The sequence below is a fragment of the Robiginitalea aurantiaca genome (assembly GCF_030380815.1).
In the GTDB taxonomy this organism is placed as follows: domain Bacteria; phylum Bacteroidota; class Bacteroidia; order Flavobacteriales; family Flavobacteriaceae; genus Robiginitalea; species Robiginitalea aurantiaca.
Genome location: NZ_JAUDUY010000001.1, coordinates 317,806 through 340,195, shown reverse-complemented (window position 1 = coordinate 340,195; position 22,390 = coordinate 317,806). Strand labels below are relative to the sequence as shown.

Below are 22,390 nucleotides of genomic sequence, written 5' to 3'. Positions count from 1 at the left end.
ATTTAATACTTTGATCAAAAATGTTCAGTACTTTAAAAAAGAAATCATCTCTAACTAAATTTTAAACCCTATGAAATCACTGAAAATCCTTTCAATTCTCGTTTTTCTTTTAGCGTTCCAACCTGGCTTTGCACAGCTCGGGAGCATAATCCCGAAACCTGATCTGCTTAAAGCCCTGGATGATACCGCGGACCTCGGTTTCTCGAAAGATAAAAATGACAAACTCATCGAGCAGAATGAATCCTTTGTGAACGATTTGTTCGGGATTGTCGACAGCGATAAATCTGAAGATGAAAAGAAGAGTGCCCTGCAACTGCTCAAAAAAGACAACGACTCCAAACTGGAGAACCTCCTCGGGATCGACGGCGCCAATAAGTACCACAAAAAAATGAAGAAGACCCTCCGGCCGTATAAGCGCAAGATGAAGCTTTTGAAGTTTGCCCTGTAGGTGAACCCCATCGGTCGAAACCGGAAAATGCAAAAACAGCGGCCGAAAACGACACAAACCCGCTGGCTTTTATCACCAAATTGCAGTTTCAACCCAACTATACCTTCCTGGTCGGGGTGGTGACTAGCTGTCACTGATCAGCCGGATCAGCCAGCCGACAAAAACCGTCGGGCTGCCTTTTATCAAAAGTGCGGATCCCTCAAAAATCTATACGATTTACCGTCTGGAAGTACCTGTGGTGAGCCGGACCCTGGGGGCGCCAATCCCCTGAACGCTTCAGGGCTCAGCGATATCGTCCCCTAGCGAAAAAGCAGTTGTGAAAAAATCGAGAGGTACTCGCGCCAAAGGTGCCATACGTGCCCGCCTTCGGTTTCGTGGTACTCATAGGGCATTTTCATCCCATTCAGGCGCTTGCGGTAGGCAGTTACTTCATCATATAAAAAGTCATCTTTTCCGATGCCAATCCAATAGAGCTCATAGACATTATCCCTTTGTGCCTTCAGGGTTTCGTCCATGTTCCGGAAAGCGGGGTCCTCTTCATTGTTCCGCGGCATAATGGCCGGGGAAAACAACCCGATATAATCGAAAGTCTCCGGGTAATAACGCGAGATATGCAGGCTGTGGAAGCCCCCCATTGAAAGGCCTGCGATGGCGCGGTGTTCCTTGCCGGCCTTCGCCCTGTAATTGGATTGGACAAAATCGATGATGTCGCCAAAAGAAGTGATGTAATCCCCCTGCATCATCCCCGGGCGCATGAACGCCGGTTGTACCAAAGGCCCGGTGGCATGGCCTGGTGCCGCCTCATCACCGGGATTGCCATTGGGCATCACCACGATCATCGGCTGCGCCTTACCGGATGCGATCAGGTTATCCAGGATCTGGGTAGCTCGGCCAAGGTCTGACCATGCCTCCTCATCCCCCCCTGCCCCGTGCAACAGGTATAGCACTGGGTACTCCTGCCCGGAAACTTCATATCCGGGAGGTGTATAAATAGTCATACGTCGCTTCATGCCCAGGCCTGGGGAGTCGTACCAGCGCTTGTGAACGGTGCCATGGGACACCGGTTGCACACTGTAAAGGCCGCCCGGATCGCCGGGTACAATAAATAGGTTGAATACCGAGGCCACGTCACGGATCGTATGGGCATTGGCCGGGTCGAGTGTCCGTACCCCATCCACGAGGAAATGGTACCAGTAGATTTCAGAAGGCAGAGGCCCGGTGGTATAGGTCCACACCCCTTCAGCCCCTCTTTCCATGGCTGCGGCAGCCCTGTCGGACCCATCCTGGGGCATCCAGTCCCCGGTTAATTTAGCCTCCCGGATTTCAGGGGCATTCAGCCGGAAGGTTACCCGCCCGTCCTTCCCCACCTCGGGGGAAACCAGGTCCTGGGTGGACAGGCTTTCCTGGGCAGGGGCCTGAAAAATTCCACTGACTATCATCAGCATACTGAAATAGAAATACTTTTTCATCCGTATGATTCTTTGGGTATTATTTGCGTTGTCTTTAATTCCTCCCGTATTTGGCTACCCTTTCATCCTGGATAACACCATCCCAGTTCAGGCCAAAGGCAAAATCGTAGACATTCCCTTCCGCATCCACATAGGGAATCATGTCGTGAGGGACATCCTCCAATTGTTTTTCCACTGTGGCCATGTTCTCAGGCATTTGCATCGGGAGCAGGCCCGAGGGCTCCGAGGTCCCCGACACCATTTCCATAAGGGCTTCCACCTGCACCCCAAAATCTGTGAGGATCGCATCCACTGAGGGTTCAATATCGGAAAACACCATAGGATTGGTTACCGTAACAACCAGGATCACAGGCTTGTCTCCCATGGCCTTCCGGGTTTGGAAAAGGGTTTCAAGGTCGGGAAAGCTGTTGGACCTGCTTGTTTTACCCAGATAGGAACGGTCAGTGATCTCAGGGTCGATAACAGGGTCCCCGGCGGCAATACTTTTCTGCCGGGCATCGGTGGCGGTATAATCCCTCAACTGGAGGCTGATGGGTACATAACCATTACCCCCTGCTTCCCGGTCTTCGCGGCTATACCCATTGCTTAAAGGGCTTTTGATAAAGACCATGGCAAAGTCTGCCTCGTCCGGATCGAGAGTCGTGTTGTAAAACTTCTCCACCATGGACCGATCCACCGGGTCTTCCTGGTGTTCAGGGGTTGGCTGTCCAAAGAAATTGACCCCGGCCGGGACCGTTCTTTTAGGAATATACACCTTCTTTCCCTTTGCGATGGGGAGGACACCCATCCTGTTCTTAAGCATTACGATAGACTTCAATTGTGCCTGGTAACCTGCCTCCATAAATTCTGGTTTCCCGATTTCCTTAACGGAGACCTCGGGTTCCAGGTAGGGATTCTCAAACAACCCCACCTGAAAAATGTTTTTTAGCAGCCGTAACGCAGACCTTTCGATACGCGCACGCATCTCCTGCTCCCCGTACTTCTCAGCCAGCATCCCGAAGGCCTCCAGGACCGGACCTTTCTCATTGTTCCCCCCGAACTGGTCCACGCCGGCCTCCAGCGCTTTAAAATGCCTTTCGGTCACACTAAGGGCCTCCACTCCCCAGGGCTTTCCACCAAAGACTTCAGGACGGGGTCCTTCATCCCGCGTAATGAGCCAGTCTGTGCAAACAACACCATCGTATCCGTACTGTTCCCTGAGCAAATCCGAAATGATGTATTTACTGAAGCCATTCCCTACATTCTCACTATAAACGGTGTCCTGCCCATAGGAGATCGTGTAATAAGGCATCACGGCAGAGGCGGTAGCTGTTTTGCCTTTCAGGTTAAAAGCACCCTCCACAAAAGGTTTTAAATGCTCCTGAAAATTTCCCCCCGGGTACACGGCAAACTTCCCGTAGGCAAAATGACCATCCCTTCCGCCTTCCTCAGGACCCCCACTGGGCCAATGCTTTACCATGGCGTTTACACTTTCGGCACCCCAGCCACCATCTTCGCCGGTTCCCTGAAATCCATCGACATAGGCCTGTGCCATCTCCGTTGCCAACATCGGATCTCCTCCAAAAGTCCCATAAAACCGATTCCATCTGGGCTCTGTAGCCAGGTCAATCTGAGGGGAAAGGGCTGTAGTGATCCCCAGGGCCCTGTATTCTCGTGAAGCGATGGCCCCGAACTGCCGGGTTATGGCGGGGTCAAAGGTGGCCGACAACCCAATTTGCTCGGGCCATTGCGATATGGTACCGCCCGAACCGGCGTTGTATTCAGCATCCTTACGGGCCCCGTTCCTGGGATCCGAACTATTGTTGGCCGGGATCCCGAATCCGATGGATTCGGCAAGGGCTTGCACATTGTTGTTCCAGCGGGCAGCAACTCCGGGGTTTTCAACGGAGGTAATCAGCACGTGTCGCAGGTGGTCCTCAGTAAGAAATTGCTGCTGCTGGTCCGTCAGGGCGAAAGGAACTGTATCCGCTTCCTGAAAGGGCTTCCCATTGTAGGTTCCGGCTCTGTAGCCTTCGGAATCTGCCGGAATAGCCTGGTGCCGGCTGTAAAGCATCAGTCCTGCTATTTCCTCCAGTGTAAGCCTGGATGCCAGGTCCTGGGCCCGCGCACCTGCAGGTTGTCGCCAGTCCTCGTACACCTCCAGCTCCCCGTTCTTATTGAGGTCCTTAAAAGGTAGTCCATTGCGTTCCAAAATTGTGACCCCGGAGCTTGCCGAATACCCCAGGGTAGGGCCGTCAGCAACTTCCAGGAACCGCATGGTATCCCCATGGGTTCTTTCGGTCCATTGTTTATTTGGTGTGCAGGAAATAATAAACAGGGGAAAAAGCAGAAAACAGTTTCTGAACTTGTGCATGGTCTGGAAAATTTTAAGAGCTAAAAATATGACCCATAGGAATTAAAAACATTGATCTGGATCAGAAAACACCAATTTGGAGGAATACAATATCTTTACCTTTAAAACTCCCTGTGAACACTGCTGAATACACTTTGGCCAAAAAATTCCTAGGTTCCGACATACCTATAAACGAGGATGAACTTCAGGCATTCGCCGATCTTATAGAACGAAGAAGTCTCCGAAAAAAGGAACACCTCTTGCAACAGGGGGAAATCAGCAGGCACTTTATCCTGGTAGAATCGGGAATGCTAAGGCAATACTATTATAAAAACGGGAAAGAAGTAACCGAACATTTTGCAGTAGAAGGAAAGCCAATCTGGTGTATTGAAAGCCTTTTCCGGGAAGCCCCCACCGAACTCATGGTAGAGGTCCTGGAGGATGGAATTTTCGGACTGGTCCCCTATGGCTCCTTTAAAAATCTGGCACAAAAATACCCGGGGTTATTCCAAATTCTGATCCGAATGTTAGAGGGTTCGCTGGTCCAGTCACAGCAAAAAGCAGATTCCTGGAAATTTGAATCCGCCCGAGACCGCTATGAGCGGTTCCTAAGGGAGTATCCGGAGGCATCCAAAAGAGCTTCCATCAACCATATTGCTTCCTATTTATTGCTGAGTCCTGAGACCCTAAGCCGCGTACGTGCCGGAAAACTGTAGGGAAATATGCCAGATTATCTGGGTTTCAGCATCAATTCCGAATCCGCATACTTCAGGATTGAATCCCTGGAATAATATAATGGAAAATATCCGTCTTCTCCCCACATTCTATAGAGGTTGTCGTAATACGGGCTGTCGGGATTCCCGGATTGTCCCGGGCTGTTTATCCCAAGGGCTTTATCCCATTCTCCAACAGGAACAATGATTCGAAAAGTAGCGCCGCTGGACTGGTTGTAATTATTCCCAGTAGACCCGGGAGTATATCCATTGCCGCCCCTGGGAAGGGACGGGAGGTCCAGTTCAGAACGGAGGGAATCTGACACAGACGCACTCAATGCATGTTTTAATTCGATATGCTTAAGGTCGTATTGCCCATATTGCCACCCATCCATTTGTGGTCCCAGCCGATCCGCCAGGAATGCCACGGCCTCCTCGAAGGCCTGCCTCAGGAATTCATCCCGCTTTGCCCGGGTCCCGAAGTGCTCCCCCGGGTTATCGATCCACTCCAGAATACGTTCCAGTTGCAGGCCCTGAATAAATGTTTTTGCCTCATCCGGAACGAATTCGCGATGGGCCTTTTCCTTAATCGCATTTTCCCAGGACACATAGATGGCAGCCGGAACTGAATTTGCTGTGAGTCTAAAATCCCACCCTTCAAAATAAGTCATGGCCTCCTTCTCACGCCCCTCCAGTCCAAGATTTTCCAGATAGGGAACAAGTCTTCGGGCAGGCAGGGATAAATAATCTGTCTGTAAATCCTTCATAGCATTCATGGTCAATTTTTCACCGCCGTCAAGGATTTCGTCGATGCGCTGCCCCCGAAAGGAATCGGCCCAGGTATATCCGATAGCCTCCCACCGCGTATAAGACTCCGGGGTGACATTCTCATTGGCAGTAGCGATAAATCCGGATGGGGGGTTAAAGGCATTGGGTTTTTCCACAATGGGCAAATACCCTTCCCATTCAAAACGCCCATCCCCCGGAACGGGAACCATCCCCGAAAAATTGGTCCGTACCGGAGCAATTCCAACTGCCTGCCACCCAATATTCCCGTCAGCATCTGCCCAAATCATATTCTCTCCCGGGATATGGCTGTAATTACACGCTTCGCGGAATTCCTCCCAACTTTTTGCCTGGTCCATCCTTAAGGAAGCCAGGTACGGAGACCCTCCTGGTTCCAGCCAGGCACAGCGGACGGCATATGCCAGATTGCGCTCTAAATCCTCATAAACAATCGGGCCATGCCTGCTGTATTTCATTTGAGCTGTGTAATTCTCTTGACCCTTTACAGGGATTTCCTCCTGTATCACCTCCATATCGAGCCAATTGCCTTTATAGCGGTATTGATTCGGGTTTTCAGGGTTTGTTTCATAGACATAGAGATCTTCTCCATCTGTCCGGAATACGGTAAGTCCCCATGCCCCGTATCCGTTATGGCCTATGGATACCCCGGGGATTTCCGGTTCCCCACCGCCAATAACATCCCAGCCCGGGGCGGACAGGTGGATCATGTATCGAAGGGAAGGCACCGTGATCGTGCGGTGCGGGTCGTTAGCCATCAGGGGTTTACCATTGGTCATAAGTTCTCCCCGCACCACCCAGTTATTGCTACCCAGGGAAAGACTGTCCGGCTTTTTGTGCCCCTGCTCAAGTAAAGCCATGGCGGTTTGAGAACTCCTGTAGGCCTCTACAACATCGGATGCCTGATAGGATACCGGTTTGCGATAGGCATTGTAGAGCTCCAGAATGTTTTCCGAAAGAGTTGTGGAATCAATACGGCCGTGCAGAGACAAATCGGGGGATTTAGGATGGAACCACATCAGGGATTTTACCTTTTCCGCTCCAAGGTTGGCAACAGCCCGACCCACAGACAATTCCTCATTAATATTTCCAAGAAGACCCTGATGGCGTGAGATAACGACTTCAGGAGTCCATTTCTGCGGGAGAATTCCAAGTGCTTTGAACTCCACTGGCAGCGAATCTGGAGAATTCAGTACTTCTTCAATATAGGCATTCACCCCATCTGTATAGGCATTAATTATTTCAGATCCGTCTTCGTGGTAGTAATTAAATTCCTCCTCCAGATCCCCCCTGTACTTGAACAGTCGGGTCCCAATGTCCCTTTTTAATTCGCGCTCGCCCAGGATTTCGGCAACCGTCCCGGTGGCCTGCCTTCTCCATATCTCAAACTGGAATAGCCGGTCTTTTGCCGCCAGGTAGCCCTGGGTAAAAAACAAGTCGTGCTGGTTCTCGGCGTAGATGTGGTTGATCCCGTAAGGGTCGCGTATAACTTCTACCGGTTGCGATATCCCGGGAATCAACAAAGCGTCTCCTGTCGACCTTCCACAGGAGATTAATAATAAAACGGAAAGTACAATTAAAGCTGATTTCATTATGGGTTGGTTTCTCAAAATTATACAGATTGCAGACGCGTATTCGGCAGAGGGGTTATCAAGATTCGGGGTTGGCGAATCCGCTGAACTACATTTAATTAAACTTCAGGACGCGTTAAACCTAAAAAGACGGGGTTGATAGTGTCCCGTAAAAACAATCTCCTTTCAGAACCGAAATACCAGGCCGAGCAAGGGGCCATTGGTAGCAGCATCATATGAAAAGGCGTTAATCCCATCAATTTCGTTATCATACCTTGTATAGAGGTACTTGTATTGCAGCATCACCGTGAACAAGTCTGAAAACTGATATCCCACTCCCGGTTGAAGATTGTACGCAATGTCTGATCCAAGTCCAAATCCGCCAATATCCCCTCTGAATCCGGCAGTAAAGCGTTCGGTAACATTGAAGTAAATACGTCCGCCGAATACGGGGTCCACCCAGTCCTGATCCCTGCTTATCCTGGTTATATCAAGGCCCTGTAAATTCAGGTTCAAACCGAGGTTCCAGTATCGGATGCCGCCATAAAAATCGACCCAGCCCCATCTCTTTTTAAATTTTCTGCTCCCAAATACCTCAAATATGGTCTGTTTAAACGTGATGTCACCGCTTACCTCGCTTTCGGCTTTAAAATCTTCTCCCAATTTTAAGTACGAAATGTCTACCAACAATCCCCAGTCTCCCTTATATACTTCTCCATGGAGCATAAAAGCAAACTGCAGCTTCTCCAGGATATCTTTGAAGTTTAAATCCACCTGGCTGGAGGCCGAATTACCAAGGGCCGCATCCCCATTGACGCTGGCCATAAACAAATATGGGGCCACGACAAATTCCCAGTCGTTCTGCTGGGCAGCATTGGGCATCTGGCTGAATCCTTTACCACAACAAAGAAGTAAAAGGCATCCGAAAAACCCGCGAATTGATATTTTCATAGCTCTGGATTTCAAAATATTGATTATCCTCCAACCTCGATTTCCTGTCCCTGTATGGCCAATTCAATGGGAAACGTATATTCCGAAGACCGATTAAACTCCTGAAACATCCGGGTTCTTTCTGTATCGGAGTGGGCGGGGTCATGGTGGAACATAACGAGGTGTTTGGCATTTACCCGAGAACAAAATTCAGCCGCCATCTCCAACGAACTGTGCCCCCATCCCACTTTGCTCCCATACTCTTTTATACTGTACTGAGAATCATGAATAAGAAGATCGGCATTCAATGCCAATCCAAATCCGGAAACCCATTCATCCTCAGGGTATAAATGATCTTTCCCGATAACGGGTTCATGATCCGGGAGATAAGCCAAAATTTTGGACCCATATTGTACCCGAAAGCCCAAAGTCGGGCCCGGATGGCTTATAAATTCAGTTGAAATCTGAAATTTCCCAAAGGTAAAAGAGGTTTCGGAAAGTTCATGAATTATAAGTTTAGATGGGATATCCCTAAGCGGGATCGGAAAGAGAGGAGGCGAAAGAAATCGATTTAAACGGGTCTGTAAAGGCTCGCAACTGCCTCCGGGACCCCAGATATGCACTTCTTTATTGGGGTTAAACAGGGGTTTACAAAACGCCAGGCCCTGAACGTGATCCATGTGAAGGTGTGTGAGGAAAATATCGATTCGCTCACCCGTATACCCATCTTCAAAGTCAACCCCGAGTATTCCGGTTCCCGCATCCAAGATCATTCGATCGTTACCGGCAATAATCTCGATGCAGGGTGTATTTCCTCCAAACTTCTGATTCTCAACTGAAGATGTCGGATAGGCCCCCCGGGTACCGTGTAATTTGACCCTCATAAGTGTAATTCATTGTCCCAAAATATGGCCATAGCTCCTGAAAACACCTCTGATCGGCCGATAATAGGGATGGATGTAACTGAGATACGTGTAGACTTATTCTCAAGACTATTGATCCAAAAGGTCCTGTGGGCAGGTAATTCTGTCTTAATGGTTTGTACCAGTGGCAAGCCCTCAGGGGGTATTGGATTTCCTTCTTCATCATGTGGATTAAATGAAGTCCCCCAATCTCCCACGGACATTTGACCGGTATCTTCAAATTTTTTGCCCAGCACCTGTTCAGCGGGCGTATTGTAGAACAGGAGATTCCCCTTTGGATCCACAATGAAAACAGGTACGGAAAGGCAATCTGCTAATTGCCTGCTGAGGATTAATTCTATGGCGTGACCAGACATCTAGACTTATGGATTAGTTGCTAGGTTATTAAAGATATTAAAATTAACGACAGGAACCCCGAAATACGCACAGGAATCCCCTAATCATTAAGGGTAAATACGTTGTTTTTTGTCATAATCATACATTGAATCTCCTGATAGGCAAGGCGCTGCAATTATATATCAGGCAGGATATAATCCGTTCCCAAGAAAGTGTTTAAGGCTGCATCTTCTGTGCATCAGGCCTGGATACCTCTCGCGATACTATTTTTTTTGCGGAAAGCGGCCAAGACGTGAGCTCTTGCATTTGAGGTATGCGAGAATAATTGTAGCTTTCTGAAAAATTTAAGAATGGAAGAAAAAAAACCTACAATTCAAATCTCCAAAACCGGAAAAGTTACTGTTTTAAACGCTCAGGATATCGTCCTTCTCGATGCAGATGGCAATGCCATTCCAAAGCGAAACCGTTTTTCCCTTTGTAATTGCGGAAAGACAGCAGACGCCCCATTCTGCGACGGTTCCCACAATAATTGATCTCCTAAAGACCTACCCGCTATTGAAAGGCAGGTGATCAGGTGTTCTGCCTTTTGGATTGGGATCAGGAGGGACCTCAAGTGGTATTGTCTTTGGGCGTGTTATCCTTAGACAGTGGGTTTTCCTTTTGATTGGAGATGAATCTGTGTTTATGAAGTCTCACAGGCGCGTTCTTACTTCCGTTGTTACTATGCGGTTGCGTTAAAGTCGTGCCGGCTTAAACCCTTCATGAACAATGGTTTATGCTTGATGGCGCCCTCATTTTCGACACCCGCATTAGCAGTGCAAACCGACTCCGGCAGATCTTCCTAAGCAGACCTCCAGAACTCATCGAATACCTCCTGGAAAATACAGAGCCCGGGCTCTGTGAAGAGCCGTATTTTTTAACCCGGCGGACTTGTGGGGACTGTACGACCCCGGGTTCGCATATCGCGCCTGAATTTTAGGAAGAATAAATTGTAAATTTTGAAGCGTTCCCTGTCTTTATAGTGCTATTTTAACAGAATATGGGCTACAATTATCAGATGTCCGAAAATAATTTATAACTTATGAGCCAGCTAAATTTTAAACACAAATACTATGAAGTTTATAGACCATGAAATTGACCTTTACTGGATCCATATTCAGTCCGGAGGCACCAGTTCTAACAAGAAAATCTATCCACAGGCGCTGATACGATGTTACAATGGGGATGATCTCGTAATGCAGGCCAATTTCTTTAAGGATGGGACAAAATTTCCTGAAAACCACTACGACAAGCGAAACAAACTGGTCTATCTCCGTTATCCACTTTCGATGTATCCCAATATCCTGGATCTGCTTCGAAATGAAAAGCCTATTTACATCAGATACTCCATTGAATTGAAACAAGGCTTCATCCGAACTGGGAAAGAACCCGTTGGAGAAGGAGATTACGATGCCGATTTCGTTAACAACTAAATCAGCGTTTATCTCAATATAGCACACTGCCTCATTGCTTTATTCAGTCAATAAGAGCGCGTTGCCGTGTTAAGACATTACAGATGGAAACAATAAAAGGGAAGCCTGGGCTTCCCTTTATTTATTTAGGTGGTTTTGATTTCCTATTGCTGCGAGCCGCCCGGGTTCATTCCCTTTTTTAACAAGGTTAGGGATTATCGGCCACCTGTGTTTCTAGGTAGTAGCCCGTACTTTTCGGGAAGACACCCCCAGGCCCATTCTGGAAGCGGGTGTTGAAGGGGTAGCCTTAGAGGGTAACTCCATTCCAGAGAGCCACATATCGAGTACTTTTAAGGAATCCGGGGCAATAATCCGGGTATCGATTTTCATTTCAGAGGTCTCCGTCTTAAGGATGTAGTCTCCTTCGAATCTTTCAATATCCCTAACCTCATCCAAATTGATGGTTTTACTCAAAAGCCTGTTTTTAGAAATCGAGCGGCCCTGGAGGGTGAGATACTGGTTGTGGCGTTCAAAAAAATAGGAAGCAACATACAAACCGGATAGCATGAGCCATCCGACCCCGACCCACCGGCTGTCATTGGAAGCAAGCCATGCAATAGCGAAAAGGAAGCATATGATGCTATGAATATGGTTGGTTCTGAGTCTTTTCTTGGAGTAGTATATCTTCATATATGCTTTTGGGCCATCCTAAAATAATGAATCTTTTTAAACCTCAGAAATTAATCCGTCCTTCTTACGGTCATTTCAGGGGACAAACACTGAACCTCCTTTCCCGGGGGTCTACTGAATGGTGTTGATCACGCTACCGCATGCGAGCATGGCATCGCCGTAATACGGATTTCGAACTTCTTTTTCCGCACTAAGCCAAATCGCCCCTTTGTTATTATTAGCCATGGGGCAGGTCTGCACGAATAAGGTTTGAGAACTGCTGCCTGTAACCTGAAGGATGGGTATGAGCGATTCATTGAGTTCCACGAAAAATGCCCGCTGGGATTCCAGCGAATCCGAATTGCCGATAGCCTTTAATTGCTTCAGCGTATTAGAGAGATGGAATTTTTCTGTTTCGCCCATGCCCGTCCTCTGGATTAAATCCAACCGCTCGGCCATCGCAAGAGCCTCGTCTTTGCATTTGCCGGCATCTCCCTTTACAAGGGCATCCTTCATTTCCAGATAAAGGGGTATAATCTCTATAAAGTCCCTTTGCAAATCTTTGGAAAACGACATCTCCTGTTTATCGCTAGGAAAATCCAGCTCATTTCCGGAATTCGGACCGGAATCGCCCTCAGGTTTGGTCTCCGCAGGTCCTGCCTGGTCGTTCATCATGGACTTTTTGCCCTTTAATTGTGCCGTTGCATCAACGGTAAAAGCTCCCTGGGTGACTATTTCAGCTCCAGACTCCAATCCGGAAAGCACGATATACCCTCCCTTGATGGCATCTCCTACCTCAATTTCGCGCATCTCAAATACCGGAGTACTCGAATCTGTTTTTACATAGACCACGGAACGTTCCCCTGTCCAGAGCACAGCACTCTCAGGGATAACTATGCGATCTTCCTTCAAAGCCCTGTTTAGCTTCAGATTGCCCGTCACAAACATTCCGGGTTTGAGTTTACCATCGGGATTCTTTAAGTCAGCCCTGATCTCAACAGTCCGGGTGGATGCGTTTAAAACCGGATTGATAAACGATATTTGGCCCTGTAAAGGTGTATTTGGATAGGCTTTGGAAATAATCTCAATACGCTGACCCTCTTTAATCAGTGGAACCTGGTTTTCATACCCATCAAAAACCGCCCATACCGTTTTCAGATTTGCAATTCTGAACAGGGGCGTTCCTTTGTCGACATAATCCCCTGCTTTTACCATTATTTCGGAAACCGTACCGGATACCGTTGCATAAATGGGAAAGTATTCCTGCACCTTTCCGGATTTTTCAATTTCTGAGATCTGCTTATCCGAGAGTTTCCAGAGTTTGAGTTTGTTTCGAACGGCGGAATACAATTCTGGCTGAGTGGTCTTTAAACCTGCAGCCGTAATCAGTTCCTGCTGGGCAGAAACCAGCTCAGGAGCGTAAAGGGTTGCCAGCTTTTGTCCGTTTCTCACCTCTTCACCTTCAAAATTCACAAAAAGGGCTTCTATTCGGCCTTTGAAGTAGGATGCCTGCGTCCCCTCGGCTTTTGCATTTGCTTCGATAGTCCCCGAAAGTTTCAAAGAATTGTCAGTGGACCCGTTACTCCCTACAACGGTCGTCTGTATATCAGCCAACGCCAGGGCATTTTTCGTCATACGAAACTGGCCGGGACTTAGTTCGTTGTCCACTGTTTCGGAAGGAATCAGGTCCATGCCACAAATGGGGCAATCCCCGGGTTCGGGTTGCAGGATCTGAGGGTGCATTGAGCATGTCCAAAGCTCCCCGGATTGTGCCTCCAGATTATGGTCATGCGCTCCGCCCGCAGAACTATCGGATGTATCCGCAAAAAACAAATATCCGGCAAAAAGTCCGCAGACAGCGGCAAGTACGATGTAAAGACTCGTTTTTTTCATCTGTATTGCATATAAAATTTTAAAATTTACTGTGTTCCTCCTGCCCTGATTTACGGGACTTACCCATGCTCCGAATTGAAGGAGAACTTATAAACCAAAGGGTAAAACCACTTAAAACAGTGATCAGTCCCAGAACTGAAAACGCCCTCAATACCATGGTGTTGAAATCATCGCGTCCCTGGTAATCCATTGTATGGGTCATCCATAAAAAGTCGAACCACCTCCAACTCCGATGACGAACCGTTTGAAAAGTCCCGTTTTCGATAGCTATATATACTTTGATTGCCTCTTGGGAAGCATATGTGATTTCATAAGCCGGCAAGGGTTTACCCCTATATTCGGAATGTGGCCCTGCTTTCTCTATTCGCTTAACTCCCGCCACTTCCAATTCGGATCGCATATAGTGCTCTGCCACTTTTAACGCTTCTTGTTCCGTAACACCGTCTTTACGCTCTCCCGTCCTGGCATGGAATAGATCGGCTTCATTGATCCAATAATAAGGTACCCCTCCTATATCGATAAGCTGAAGAGAGGTAATGGCATCGTTTGTTTGCAGATCTTCAGTTCCCAACAATCCTGTAAAAGGAGTAAGAGATACCGATTCCTTTATAAAATGGTCTCCATGGATCTCATCAATATCGGTCCAGCTAAAATACAGACCACTAAGGGTCCATATCAGGAATTGAATTCCTAAGAATAGTCCCAGATAGCGATGTGCTTTTCGGATTTTTTGGGCTGTTTTTCTTTTGACCATATCTTTTTAATCGATATTAATATTCCTTAGCCTGAGGGCATTTACGATCACGGAGACCGAACTAAAACTCATCGCAACTGCAGCGATCATCGGGGAGAGTACAATTCCAAAAAACGGGAAAAGGACCCCTGCAGCAACGGGTACGCCCAGTGTATTGTATATCAGGGCAAAGAACAGGTTCTGTTTGATGTTTTTCATCACGGCTTCACTGAGGTTACGGGCCTTCACAATACCGTGTAAATCTCCCTTGACCAATGTAATGGATGCACTCTCAATAGCGACATCCGTACCGGTTCCCATGGCGATACCCACATCGCTTTTCGCCAATGCAGGAGCATCGTTGATCCCGTCACCAGCCATAGCAACTATGCACCCTTCCCGTTGAAGTCTTTCGACTTCCCAGAGCTTATCTTCCGGGAGCATTCCTGCCTTGAAACCCTTAATGTTGAGTTCTGTTGCGACTGCCTGCGCGGTTTGTGGATTGTCCCCGGTGAGCATAAATACTTCGATCCCCTTTTCCTGAAGGGTTTTCAGGGCTCTTTTACTGGTCTCTTTGATACTATCACTCAGAACTATAAAACCAACCCCTTTTTGGCCTATCGATAGATAGGATACGGTTTTTCCTGCTTCCTGAAATCCCAAAGCCTTCTTTTTCAGCTCATCCGAAACAATGCTACCAGCGTAGGCCATCATTTTTTCGTTACCCAGAGAGACGGTTTTCCCGTCAATGATTCCTTCTACACCCATACCCGCTAGGGCATTAAAGCCTTCAGTATTTAAAAGTGTTGCTTTTTGGCGCTGCCCATAAGTCAAGGTTGCGGCAGCAAGCGGGTGCTCACTAAATTGATTCAGGGATACGATATAGCTGAGTAAATCCCTGTCGGAAAGATCGGCCTCTGCGCTTACTACTTTTTCCACGGATGGTTTCCCTTCCGTAAGGGTACCCGTCTTGTCGACGATCAGGGTGCTGACCTGGTTCATTTTTTCCAGGGCCCCGGCATTTCGGATCAGGACGCCGTTCTGGGCCCCCTTACCCACCCCTACCATGACGGACATTGGGGTAGCCAGGCCTAAGGCACAGGGACAGGCGATAATCAATACGGCTATGGCATTGACTAAGGCGTATACATAGGTGGGTTCCGGGCCCCAAACAGCCCAAATGGCAAATGTGATCAGGGCAATAAGGACAACGGCCGGTACGAAGTACGCCGAAACAGTATCCGCCAGTTTCTGGATCGGAGCTTTACTGCGACTGGCCTCGTTTACCATCCGGATGATCTGCGAGAGCAGGGTATCGGATCCGATCTTTTCAGCCTTCATCATAAAAGACTGGTTCCCGTTTAGGGTCCCCGCCGAAACCGTATCGCCGGCAGACTTTATAACAGGGATTGGTTCTCCGGTAATCATGGCTTCATCCACAGAAGTAGTTCCTTCTATAACCCTGCCATCTACCGGGATTTTATCCCCGGGTTTTACCCGCAGGAGGTCTCCAACCTGAATTTGGTCAATACTGATTTCCTCAGTTTCCCCATCGCGTACCCGGATCGCCCTATTGGGAGTCAGTTTCAACAACTCTTTAACAGCTGAATTTGTTTTGCTGTGGGCCCGGGCCTCCAGTACCTGCCCCAACAGGACAAGGGTCAGGATGACGGTGGCTGCCTCAAAATAGACATGAACATTGCCGGTTTCAGTTCTGAACTGCGACGGAAAAAAATCGGGGAAAAACATTCCAAAAACACTGAAAATCCAGGCAACCCCGGCCCCGATTCCAATTAAGGTAAACATGTTCAGATTCCTGGTCTTTATAGAACGGTAGGCCCGCTGAAAAAACATCCAGGCCGCATAGAAAACCACAGGAACGGAAAGGACAAGCTGCACCCAATTCCACGACTCCTGATCCATTAGCCGGTAAAGCGGATTATCCGACAGCATCTCAGACATGGCTATTACAAAAACAGGCAGGGTAAAGGCAAGGGCGATCCAGAATTTCCTGAGTAGTATACCATAGGTTTTTTCCTCTGATGTAGGTTCCGGTTGCAGGGAAACCAGTGCCATTCCGCATACCGGGCAGCTCCCTGCTTCCTTCTCAATTACTTCCGGATGCATGGGACAGGTCCAATGTTCTGTGGTCGGACTGAAGGACCTTTGTTCTTCAACGAGATCCATCCCACAGACCGGACAGTCCCCGGGGTTGTCATAGGTTTTGTCTCCTTCGCAATGCATCGGACAGTAAAACGTCCCTGTCCCCTTTCCTCCCGCTTGGACTGCCTCTGGCCTATGGACACCCATAGGAGTACCCTGAAGGTGAATGCTATATCGGCCCCCATCCTCACCCAGGGCTTTCTGGAATATCTTCAGGGGGATATCGGATTGCATTTCTATGGTTGTTTCCCCATTTTCCAGATCTACGGATACGGAAGACACGCCTTCCACCTCTGAAAGCGTATCCGCAACATGGTTCCGACACCCGTTGCAGGTCATTCCCTGAATCTGAAAGGTTCGTTTCATTTATTCCAATTCAACTGTGCTAAACTAAATTCATTTCGCGACTTTACGCTAATCTGATACCCTTAATCTTTTAATTCGCCAGGTAATTGACGATCGCCATTTGAGCATAATAATTTTTGACCGCCTCAATCTTATTGATCTGGAACTTCAATTGCAATTCCTGAATATCCAGGACATCGTTAAAATCAATGGTTCCCGTCTCGTAATTCCGGATCAGGATTTCCTCTGCATCCATTGCGCGCTGGAGATTTTTCAGCTGGGTTTCACTCCTTATGCGGGCGGCTTCACTGCTGTTAATCGCCGTATTTAAAGCCGTTTCCAAAATGTTCCTGCGATTCGTTTTTTGAGCATTGATCTCCTGTTGCCGTAATTCGTTCTGCAAGGAACGCGACTTGTATTTGGAATTGAATATGGGGATGGAAAGGGTGACCATTGGCATCAGGACATCCTTTCCATTATCACTGAAATCGATATCGTTCCGCTCCGCCACGGGAATATAATCCAGTCCAAATCCAAGGTTGGGTTGGTTCTCCTTCTGGTTCAAGGCTTCTGATTGTGTTACAGATTCATAAAGTCCATCGTATTTTTCAAGTTCCGGATGTACATCGAGACGCGTTTCCTCAAGCCGGAAATCAGCGTCGATTTCCAAAGTATCCACCAGGGTAACTTCCATGTCAGGATCCCGGTTCAGGAGTTGATTGAACTGCCCTGTTTCTGAACTAAACTCACGCTGGAGAATATCCCTTTGTTCCTGTAATTCATTTTGACGGATCTGAAGCCTGAGTACATCAACCGCAGAAGCATTGCCCACTTCCACGGAGGTCAGGGCCAGGCGTTCATACGTTTTCAGCAACTGAATATTCTGGTCCAGTACCTTCTGTTTTTCTTTCAGGGCGTAGAGGGCGTAATACGACTGGGATACGGCCAGCCTGAGCTTTCGTTTTACAATTGCGATATCGAGATAATCCAACTCGGCCAGGGAGCTCGCATAGTTCTCCCTTGCAGTAACAGTCCCGAACCACGGCAACATCTGACGGATGGTAAACCGAGCCTTCTGGGTACCCGTACGCGTTTCGGGCTCGCTCACAAAAATGCCGGCCCCCAGCTCCATATTGGGCAAGGTATTTGCCTGCTCCACAGCTTCTTTTGAAATGTTATACCTTATTTCAAAGGCCTGTATTTCAGGATTATTTGCCTCACTTTCGGCTATATAGGTCTGCAGGGTTTGTCCGTTCACCAATCCTGTTGCAAACAGGGCTGCCAGGGTGTATATCAATTTCTTCATCCGTTCGCTTTTTTGAGTTGCCACTCGTTTTTCCAACTGTACAATACCGGTACTACCAGTAGGGTGATCAGGGCTATGAACATCCCTCCAAAGGATGGGATGGCCATAGGAATCATGATGTCACTACCCCGCCCTGTAGAGGTCAATACAGGTAGAAGCGCCAGCAAGGTCGTCGCTGTGGTCATCAGGCAGGGGCGGATCCGCTTTTCTCCAGCCTCAACGACCGAGGCTCGAATCGACTCCAGGGTTTTAGGTTTGTTCCGTTCAAAAGTCTGCTTCAGATAAGTCGCCATAATCACGCCGTCGTCAGTGGCGATTCCAAAGAGGGCGATAAACCCAACCCATACCGCCACACTTAAATTGATGGTATGTATTTGAAAGAGGTCCCTCAGGTTTTCTCCAAAAAAGTCAAAGTTTAAAAACCACTCCTGTCCGTAGAACCAGATCATCAGAAAGCCACCCCCAAAGGCAACAGCAATACCCGTAAACACCATTAAGGAGGTCGCTGCCGAACGAAACTGAAAATATAGGATCAGGAAGATGATCAGCAATGCCAGAGGGACCACGACCGAGAGTGTTTTTTCTGCCCGGATCTGGTTTTCATACGTCCCTGTGAATTTGTAACTGATTCCCTGAGGAACGATCAGTTCCCCTGAGTTTATTTTTTGCTCAATGAGGTCTTGTGCACTTTCCACAACATTCACTTCAGCGAAGTCTTCCTGTTTGTCAAATAACACATACCCTACCAGGAAAGTATCTTCACTCTTAATCGCCTGCGGGCCTTTTTCATAACGAATGGTAACCAGTTCCTTAAGGGGAATCGGGCTGCCTCCGGCAACGGGGACATAGATATTTTCAATGTCTGCGGGATTTTCCCGGAGTTCACGGGGGTATCGAACCCGAACCCCATAACGCTCTCTTCCCTCTAAGGTCTGGGTAAGAGTCATACCACCAATGGCCACTTCGAGAACCTGTTGCACGTCTTCTATTTTAATACCATACCGGGCCAGAGCATCCCTGTCGATATCGATAAGCAAATAGGGTTTACCTACAATCCGGTCGGCGAAAACAGCTTCCGGCTTCACACCGTTAACTTCTTTCAGAATCGATTCCAGCTCCACGCCAAAAGCCTCAATGTCCTCTAAGTTCTGGCCCTTAACCTTTATTCCCATCGGGGCGCGCATCCCGGTTTGCAACATTACCAACCGCGTTTCGATAGGCTGCAATTTTGGTGCGGAAGTTACACCCGGTAAACGGGTTGCGTTGACGATCTCTTTCCATATGTCATCAGGGGATTCAATCCCGGGCCGCCATAAGCGAAAGTAGGCCCCGGAAGCATCCTCTATGAGGTCCTCATAGGAAACCTGGGCAAAGGCCTCGAGATCGTAATCCCGATTCGTCCGGGCTGCGTTTTCAGATACTGTATTTGGATTCAGCAACCTTTCGCCGCTCTTCAGTACAAACAGTCCATCCGCATCGATTTGAAAGCGTCGGCGCTCCCCTTCTGCATTCCGCATGTATTCGGTTTTGTACTGAATCATATTCTCGTACATGGAAAGGGGGGCGGGGTCCAGGGCGGATTCTGTCCTGCCGGCCTTCCCTACCACTGTTTCAATTTCAGGAATGCTGGCCACGGCCATGTCGAGTTGTTGGAGGACGCGCTTGTTCTCAGCAACCCCTGAGTGGGGAAGCGATGTGGGCATCAGCAGAAACGACCCTTCGTTGAGGGCAGGCATAAACTCTTTCCCGGAGTTGCGCATAATGACAAATCCTAAAATGACGATGGCCAAGGGAATGCATAAAAAGGCCACCTTATTGCGCAACGCCCATCTCAGGATTTGGCTGTAGTACTTTCTGAAAGTCCAGAAAACAGCAAGCAGGCCAAAGCATATCAGCCCAACAAAAATCAGGTTTATTGCGATACTGCGATCAAAGCCCAGAGGCCTCCAGTAGGTAGCCAGTAGAAAAACGATAGCTACCACTGAAATGACCATATTACAAAGAGCTGCCTGTTTTTCAGAGAGTGAAAATCCCTTGAACAGGCGTCCTGCCAATTCTGCATTTTTTAAGGGCTTGACAATACCGAATGCCATTAAAACCAGGCCGAGCCAATATCCATACCCAAGGGCTACGAGACCAGTTACAATAAGGAGTATACTCAGTACATATCCCAAAACACTCTTACTCTGTTTTTTCCGAAAGAGAAAAGCGGCGAAGGGAGGAATCAGGAACAGGGCGACGATAATAGATGCCGTAAGCGCAAAGGTTTTGGTAAAGGCCAGGGGGCGGAACAGTTTGCCTTCAGATCCAATCATTGTAAAGACCGGAATAAAACTGATAATGGTCGTCATCACCGCAGTAACAATGGCCCCCGAAACTTCCGAGGCGGCGTTATAAACAACTGTGTTTACAGGGAGTTTGTCCTTGTTCTCCTCGAGATGGCGAATGATGTTCTCCGAGAGTATGACTCCCACATCAACCATGGTACCAATGGCAATAGCAATTCCTGAAAGCGCCACGATATTTGCGTCCACCCCAAAGACCTTCATCGCGATAAATACCATTAACACGGCCACCGGAAGCAGTCCGGATATCAGGATAGATGCCCGTATATTAAACACCATTATTACGATAACAAGGATGGTAATCAGTATTTCCAGGGTCAGTGCTTCGTTTAGGGTGCCCAGGGTTTCCTGAATGAGTTCTGTCCGGTCGTAAAAAGGAACTACAGTGAGTTTAGACATACGGCCATCGGCCAGTTGCCGGGTAGGCAGTCCGGCGCTGAGTTCTTGAATCTTTTCTTTGACATTCTCAATAACCTCAAGTGGATTGGCCCCATATCTGGCGACTACAACACCCCCAACTACTTCTGCACCTTCTTTGTCGAGGATGCCCCTCCGGGCAGCCGGGCCCAAAGTGACATTCGCAATGTCCCCTATGCGCAACGATGTAAACTTATCTGAAGTAACCACCGCGTTCTTGATGTCATCCAGGGACTCGATATAGCCAAGACCCCTTACCAGATACTCGGCCTTGTTGATTTCAAGGGTTTGGGCCCCGATATCCCGATTGCTCTGTTTTACTGCATCAACCACCTCTTGAAGCTCAATGCCGTATTGCCTGAGGAGTTCAGGGTCTACATCGATCTGATATTCCTGTACATACCCCCCAATTGAGGCTACTTCGGAAACCCCTGCTGCCGCAGAGAGGGCATACTTCACATAGTAATCCTGAAGACTCCGCAGTTCCTGCAGATCCCAGCCCCCGGTGACATTTCCATCCTCATCCCGGCCTTCCAGGGTATACCAGAAAATCTGACCTAATCCCGTAGCATCCGGACCTAAGGCAGGCCTGACCCCTTCTGGCAGGAGATTGCCGGGCAGTGAATTCAATTTCTCCAGGATACGGCTTCGGCTCCAGTAAAATTCTACGTCCTCCTCGAAGATGATATAGATGCTGGAAAAACCAAACATTGAGGAACTTCGAACCGTCTTCACGCCAGGCACGCCAAGTAATGATGTTGTAAGGGGGTAAGTAATCTGATCTTCTATGTCCTGGGGGGAGCGACCGGGCCAGTTCGTAAAAACGATTTGCTGATTCTCCCCTAAGTCGGGAATCGCATCCACAGCAACGGGATTCCTGGGCAGAAAACCCGTATCCCAATTAAAGGGCGCATTTACCGTACCCCAGCCCACAAAGAGCAGGAGTAACAAGACAGCCACTAGTTTATTCTCGATAAGAAATTTTATGCCTTTATTCAGCATGGGAAATGATGATTAAACCATTAGAAAGTGTGTAAACAAACTACCCAACGAATAGGATAGCCCCTAACGGCACAGGCCATCAGGATTGTAATTCCATGGTTTAAAAATCAAATAAGGAAGGTCTGATCCAGGATCTGAACGTCCCGTATCAGCGGTGGTGGGGAATAATCTTTGAAGAATATTGCATTCTCTGCAGTGCCTTCGTACAGGCCAACGTATGAGATGGCCAACGAGGTAACAAACACCTGTTGATCAAAAGAAAGCTGGTCAAAAGAAAGTTTGAGATCCTGTTGTCCTTCAACCACAAATTCCACATCGGAGCAGCAGTCTGTCTTCATTGCCATCATCTCGCACGAGCTCGAAGATGCTTCGGATTCGGCCTTCATCATGCAGGTATCCCCGCTTTCAAAAAGGCTAAAATCCACGAGGTGGTCTCCACAAAAGTGCATCCCCACCGAAAATGATAAGGTGGAAAACAGCACCAAAAGTGCCATACAGAGGGATGCTATTTTACGTACTACTTCTTTCATTTATAGTACA

18 protein-coding genes are annotated in these 22,390 nt (G+C 48.2%); 5 read left to right on the top strand and 13 right to left on the bottom strand.

The features are described 5' to 3' along the window. The first annotated feature begins 70 nt into the window (after positions 1–70). Positions 71–448, top strand: coding sequence for a hypothetical protein (locus QU605_RS01475; RefSeq protein WP_289723484.1), 378 nt, complete (start codon positions 71–73; stop codon positions 446–448). 299 nt (positions 449–747) lie between these two features. Here the strand turns inward: QU605_RS01475 and QU605_RS01470 are convergent, their stop codons facing one another. Next, a complete protein-coding gene (locus QU605_RS01470) occupies positions 748–1,917 on the bottom strand; it encodes an alpha/beta hydrolase (RefSeq protein WP_289723483.1) in 1,170 nt (389 codons plus the stop codon). A 34-nt stretch (positions 1,918–1,951) separates the two neighbouring features. Further along, a complete protein-coding gene (locus tag QU605_RS01465) occupies positions 1,952–4,270 on the bottom strand; it encodes a glycoside hydrolase family 3 protein (RefSeq protein WP_289723482.1) in 2,319 nt (772 codons plus the stop codon). Between the two features lie 113 nt (positions 4,271–4,383). Between QU605_RS01465 and QU605_RS01460 the strand changes: the two genes are divergently transcribed. Next, the gene (locus QU605_RS01460; RefSeq protein WP_289723481.1) at positions 4,384–4,965 is read left to right on the top strand and encodes a Crp/Fnr family transcriptional regulator; all 582 of its coding nucleotides are present in this window, start codon (positions 4,384–4,386) and stop codon (positions 4,963–4,965) included. 14 nt (positions 4,966–4,979) lie between these two features. Here QU605_RS01460 and QU605_RS01455 read toward each other — a convergent pair whose 3' ends face one another. The 4 genes from QU605_RS01455 to QU605_RS01440 form a co-directional block, all read right to left on the bottom strand. After that, positions 4,980–7,358, bottom strand: a complete 2,379-nt coding sequence (locus QU605_RS01455) for a penicillin acylase family protein (protein WP_289723480.1) — start codon at positions 7,356–7,358, stop codon at positions 4,980–4,982. A gap of 165 nt (positions 7,359–7,523) precedes the next feature. Continuing rightward, a complete protein-coding gene (locus QU605_RS01450) occupies positions 7,524–8,288 on the bottom strand; it encodes a hypothetical protein (protein WP_289723479.1) in 765 nt (254 codons plus the stop codon). 23 nt (positions 8,289–8,311) lie between these two features. Next, the gene (locus QU605_RS01445) at positions 8,312–9,151 is read right to left on the bottom strand and encodes an MBL fold metallo-hydrolase (protein WP_289723478.1); all 840 of its coding nucleotides are present in this window, start codon (positions 9,149–9,151) and stop codon (positions 8,312–8,314) included. Then, the gene (locus QU605_RS01440) at positions 9,148–9,546 is read right to left on the bottom strand and encodes a PAS domain-containing protein (protein ID WP_289723477.1); all 399 of its coding nucleotides are present in this window, start codon (positions 9,544–9,546) and stop codon (positions 9,148–9,150) included. The genes QU605_RS01445 and QU605_RS01440 overlap by 4 nt, the downstream gene beginning before the upstream one ends. Before the next feature lie 330 nt (positions 9,547–9,876). Between QU605_RS01440 and QU605_RS01435 the strand changes: the two genes are divergently transcribed. The 3 genes from QU605_RS01435 (at position 9,877) to QU605_RS01425 (ending at position 10,998) form a co-directional block, all read left to right on the top strand. Further along, positions 9,877–10,059, top strand: coding sequence for a CDGSH iron-sulfur domain-containing protein (locus QU605_RS01435; RefSeq protein WP_289723476.1), 183 nt, complete (start codon positions 9,877–9,879; stop codon positions 10,057–10,059). Positions 10,060–10,301: 242 nt separating this feature from the next. Further along, a complete protein-coding gene (locus QU605_RS01430; RefSeq protein WP_289723475.1) occupies positions 10,302–10,505 on the top strand; it encodes a hypothetical protein in 204 nt (67 codons plus the stop codon). 133 nt (positions 10,506–10,638) lie between these two features. After that, a complete protein-coding gene (locus QU605_RS01425) occupies positions 10,639–10,998 on the top strand; it encodes a hypothetical protein (protein WP_289723474.1) in 360 nt (119 codons plus the stop codon). 213 nt (positions 10,999–11,211) lie between these two features. Here QU605_RS01425 and QU605_RS01420 read toward each other — a convergent pair whose 3' ends face one another. From QU605_RS01420 to QU605_RS01390, 7 genes are all read right to left on the bottom strand, one after another. Then, a complete protein-coding gene (locus tag QU605_RS01420; protein ID WP_289723473.1) occupies positions 11,212–11,667 on the bottom strand; it encodes a hypothetical protein in 456 nt (151 codons plus the stop codon). Between the two features lie 111 nt (positions 11,668–11,778). Beyond that, on the bottom strand, positions 11,779–13,539 hold the full coding sequence (locus QU605_RS01415; RefSeq protein WP_289723472.1) for an efflux RND transporter periplasmic adaptor subunit: 1,761 nt from the start codon (positions 13,537–13,539) through the stop codon (positions 11,779–11,781). A gap of 19 nt (positions 13,540–13,558) precedes the next feature. Further along, complete coding sequence (locus QU605_RS01410) at positions 13,559–14,293, bottom strand: hypothetical protein (RefSeq protein ID WP_289723471.1); 735 nt, start codon at positions 14,291–14,293, stop codon at positions 13,559–13,561. Positions 14,294–14,299: 6 nt separating this feature from the next. Next, positions 14,300–16,801, bottom strand: coding sequence for a heavy metal translocating P-type ATPase (locus QU605_RS01405; RefSeq protein ID WP_289723470.1), 2,502 nt, complete (start codon positions 16,799–16,801; stop codon positions 14,300–14,302). 70 nt (positions 16,802–16,871) lie between these two features. Next, positions 16,872–18,086 (bottom strand): TolC family protein, encoded by a 1,215-nt coding sequence (locus QU605_RS01400; protein WP_289723469.1) that lies wholly within the window; start codon positions 18,084–18,086, stop codon positions 16,872–16,874. Then, a complete protein-coding gene (locus tag QU605_RS01395; RefSeq protein ID WP_289723468.1) occupies positions 18,083–21,850 on the bottom strand; it encodes an efflux RND transporter permease subunit in 3,768 nt (1,255 codons plus the stop codon). Before QU605_RS01395 ends, QU605_RS01400 begins: the two co-directional genes overlap by 4 nt. A gap of 107 nt (positions 21,851–21,957) precedes the next feature. Then, complete coding sequence (locus QU605_RS01390; protein WP_289723467.1) at positions 21,958–22,380, bottom strand: HYC_CC_PP family protein; 423 nt, start codon at positions 22,378–22,380, stop codon at positions 21,958–21,960. Positions 22,381–22,390 lie beyond the last annotated feature (10 nt).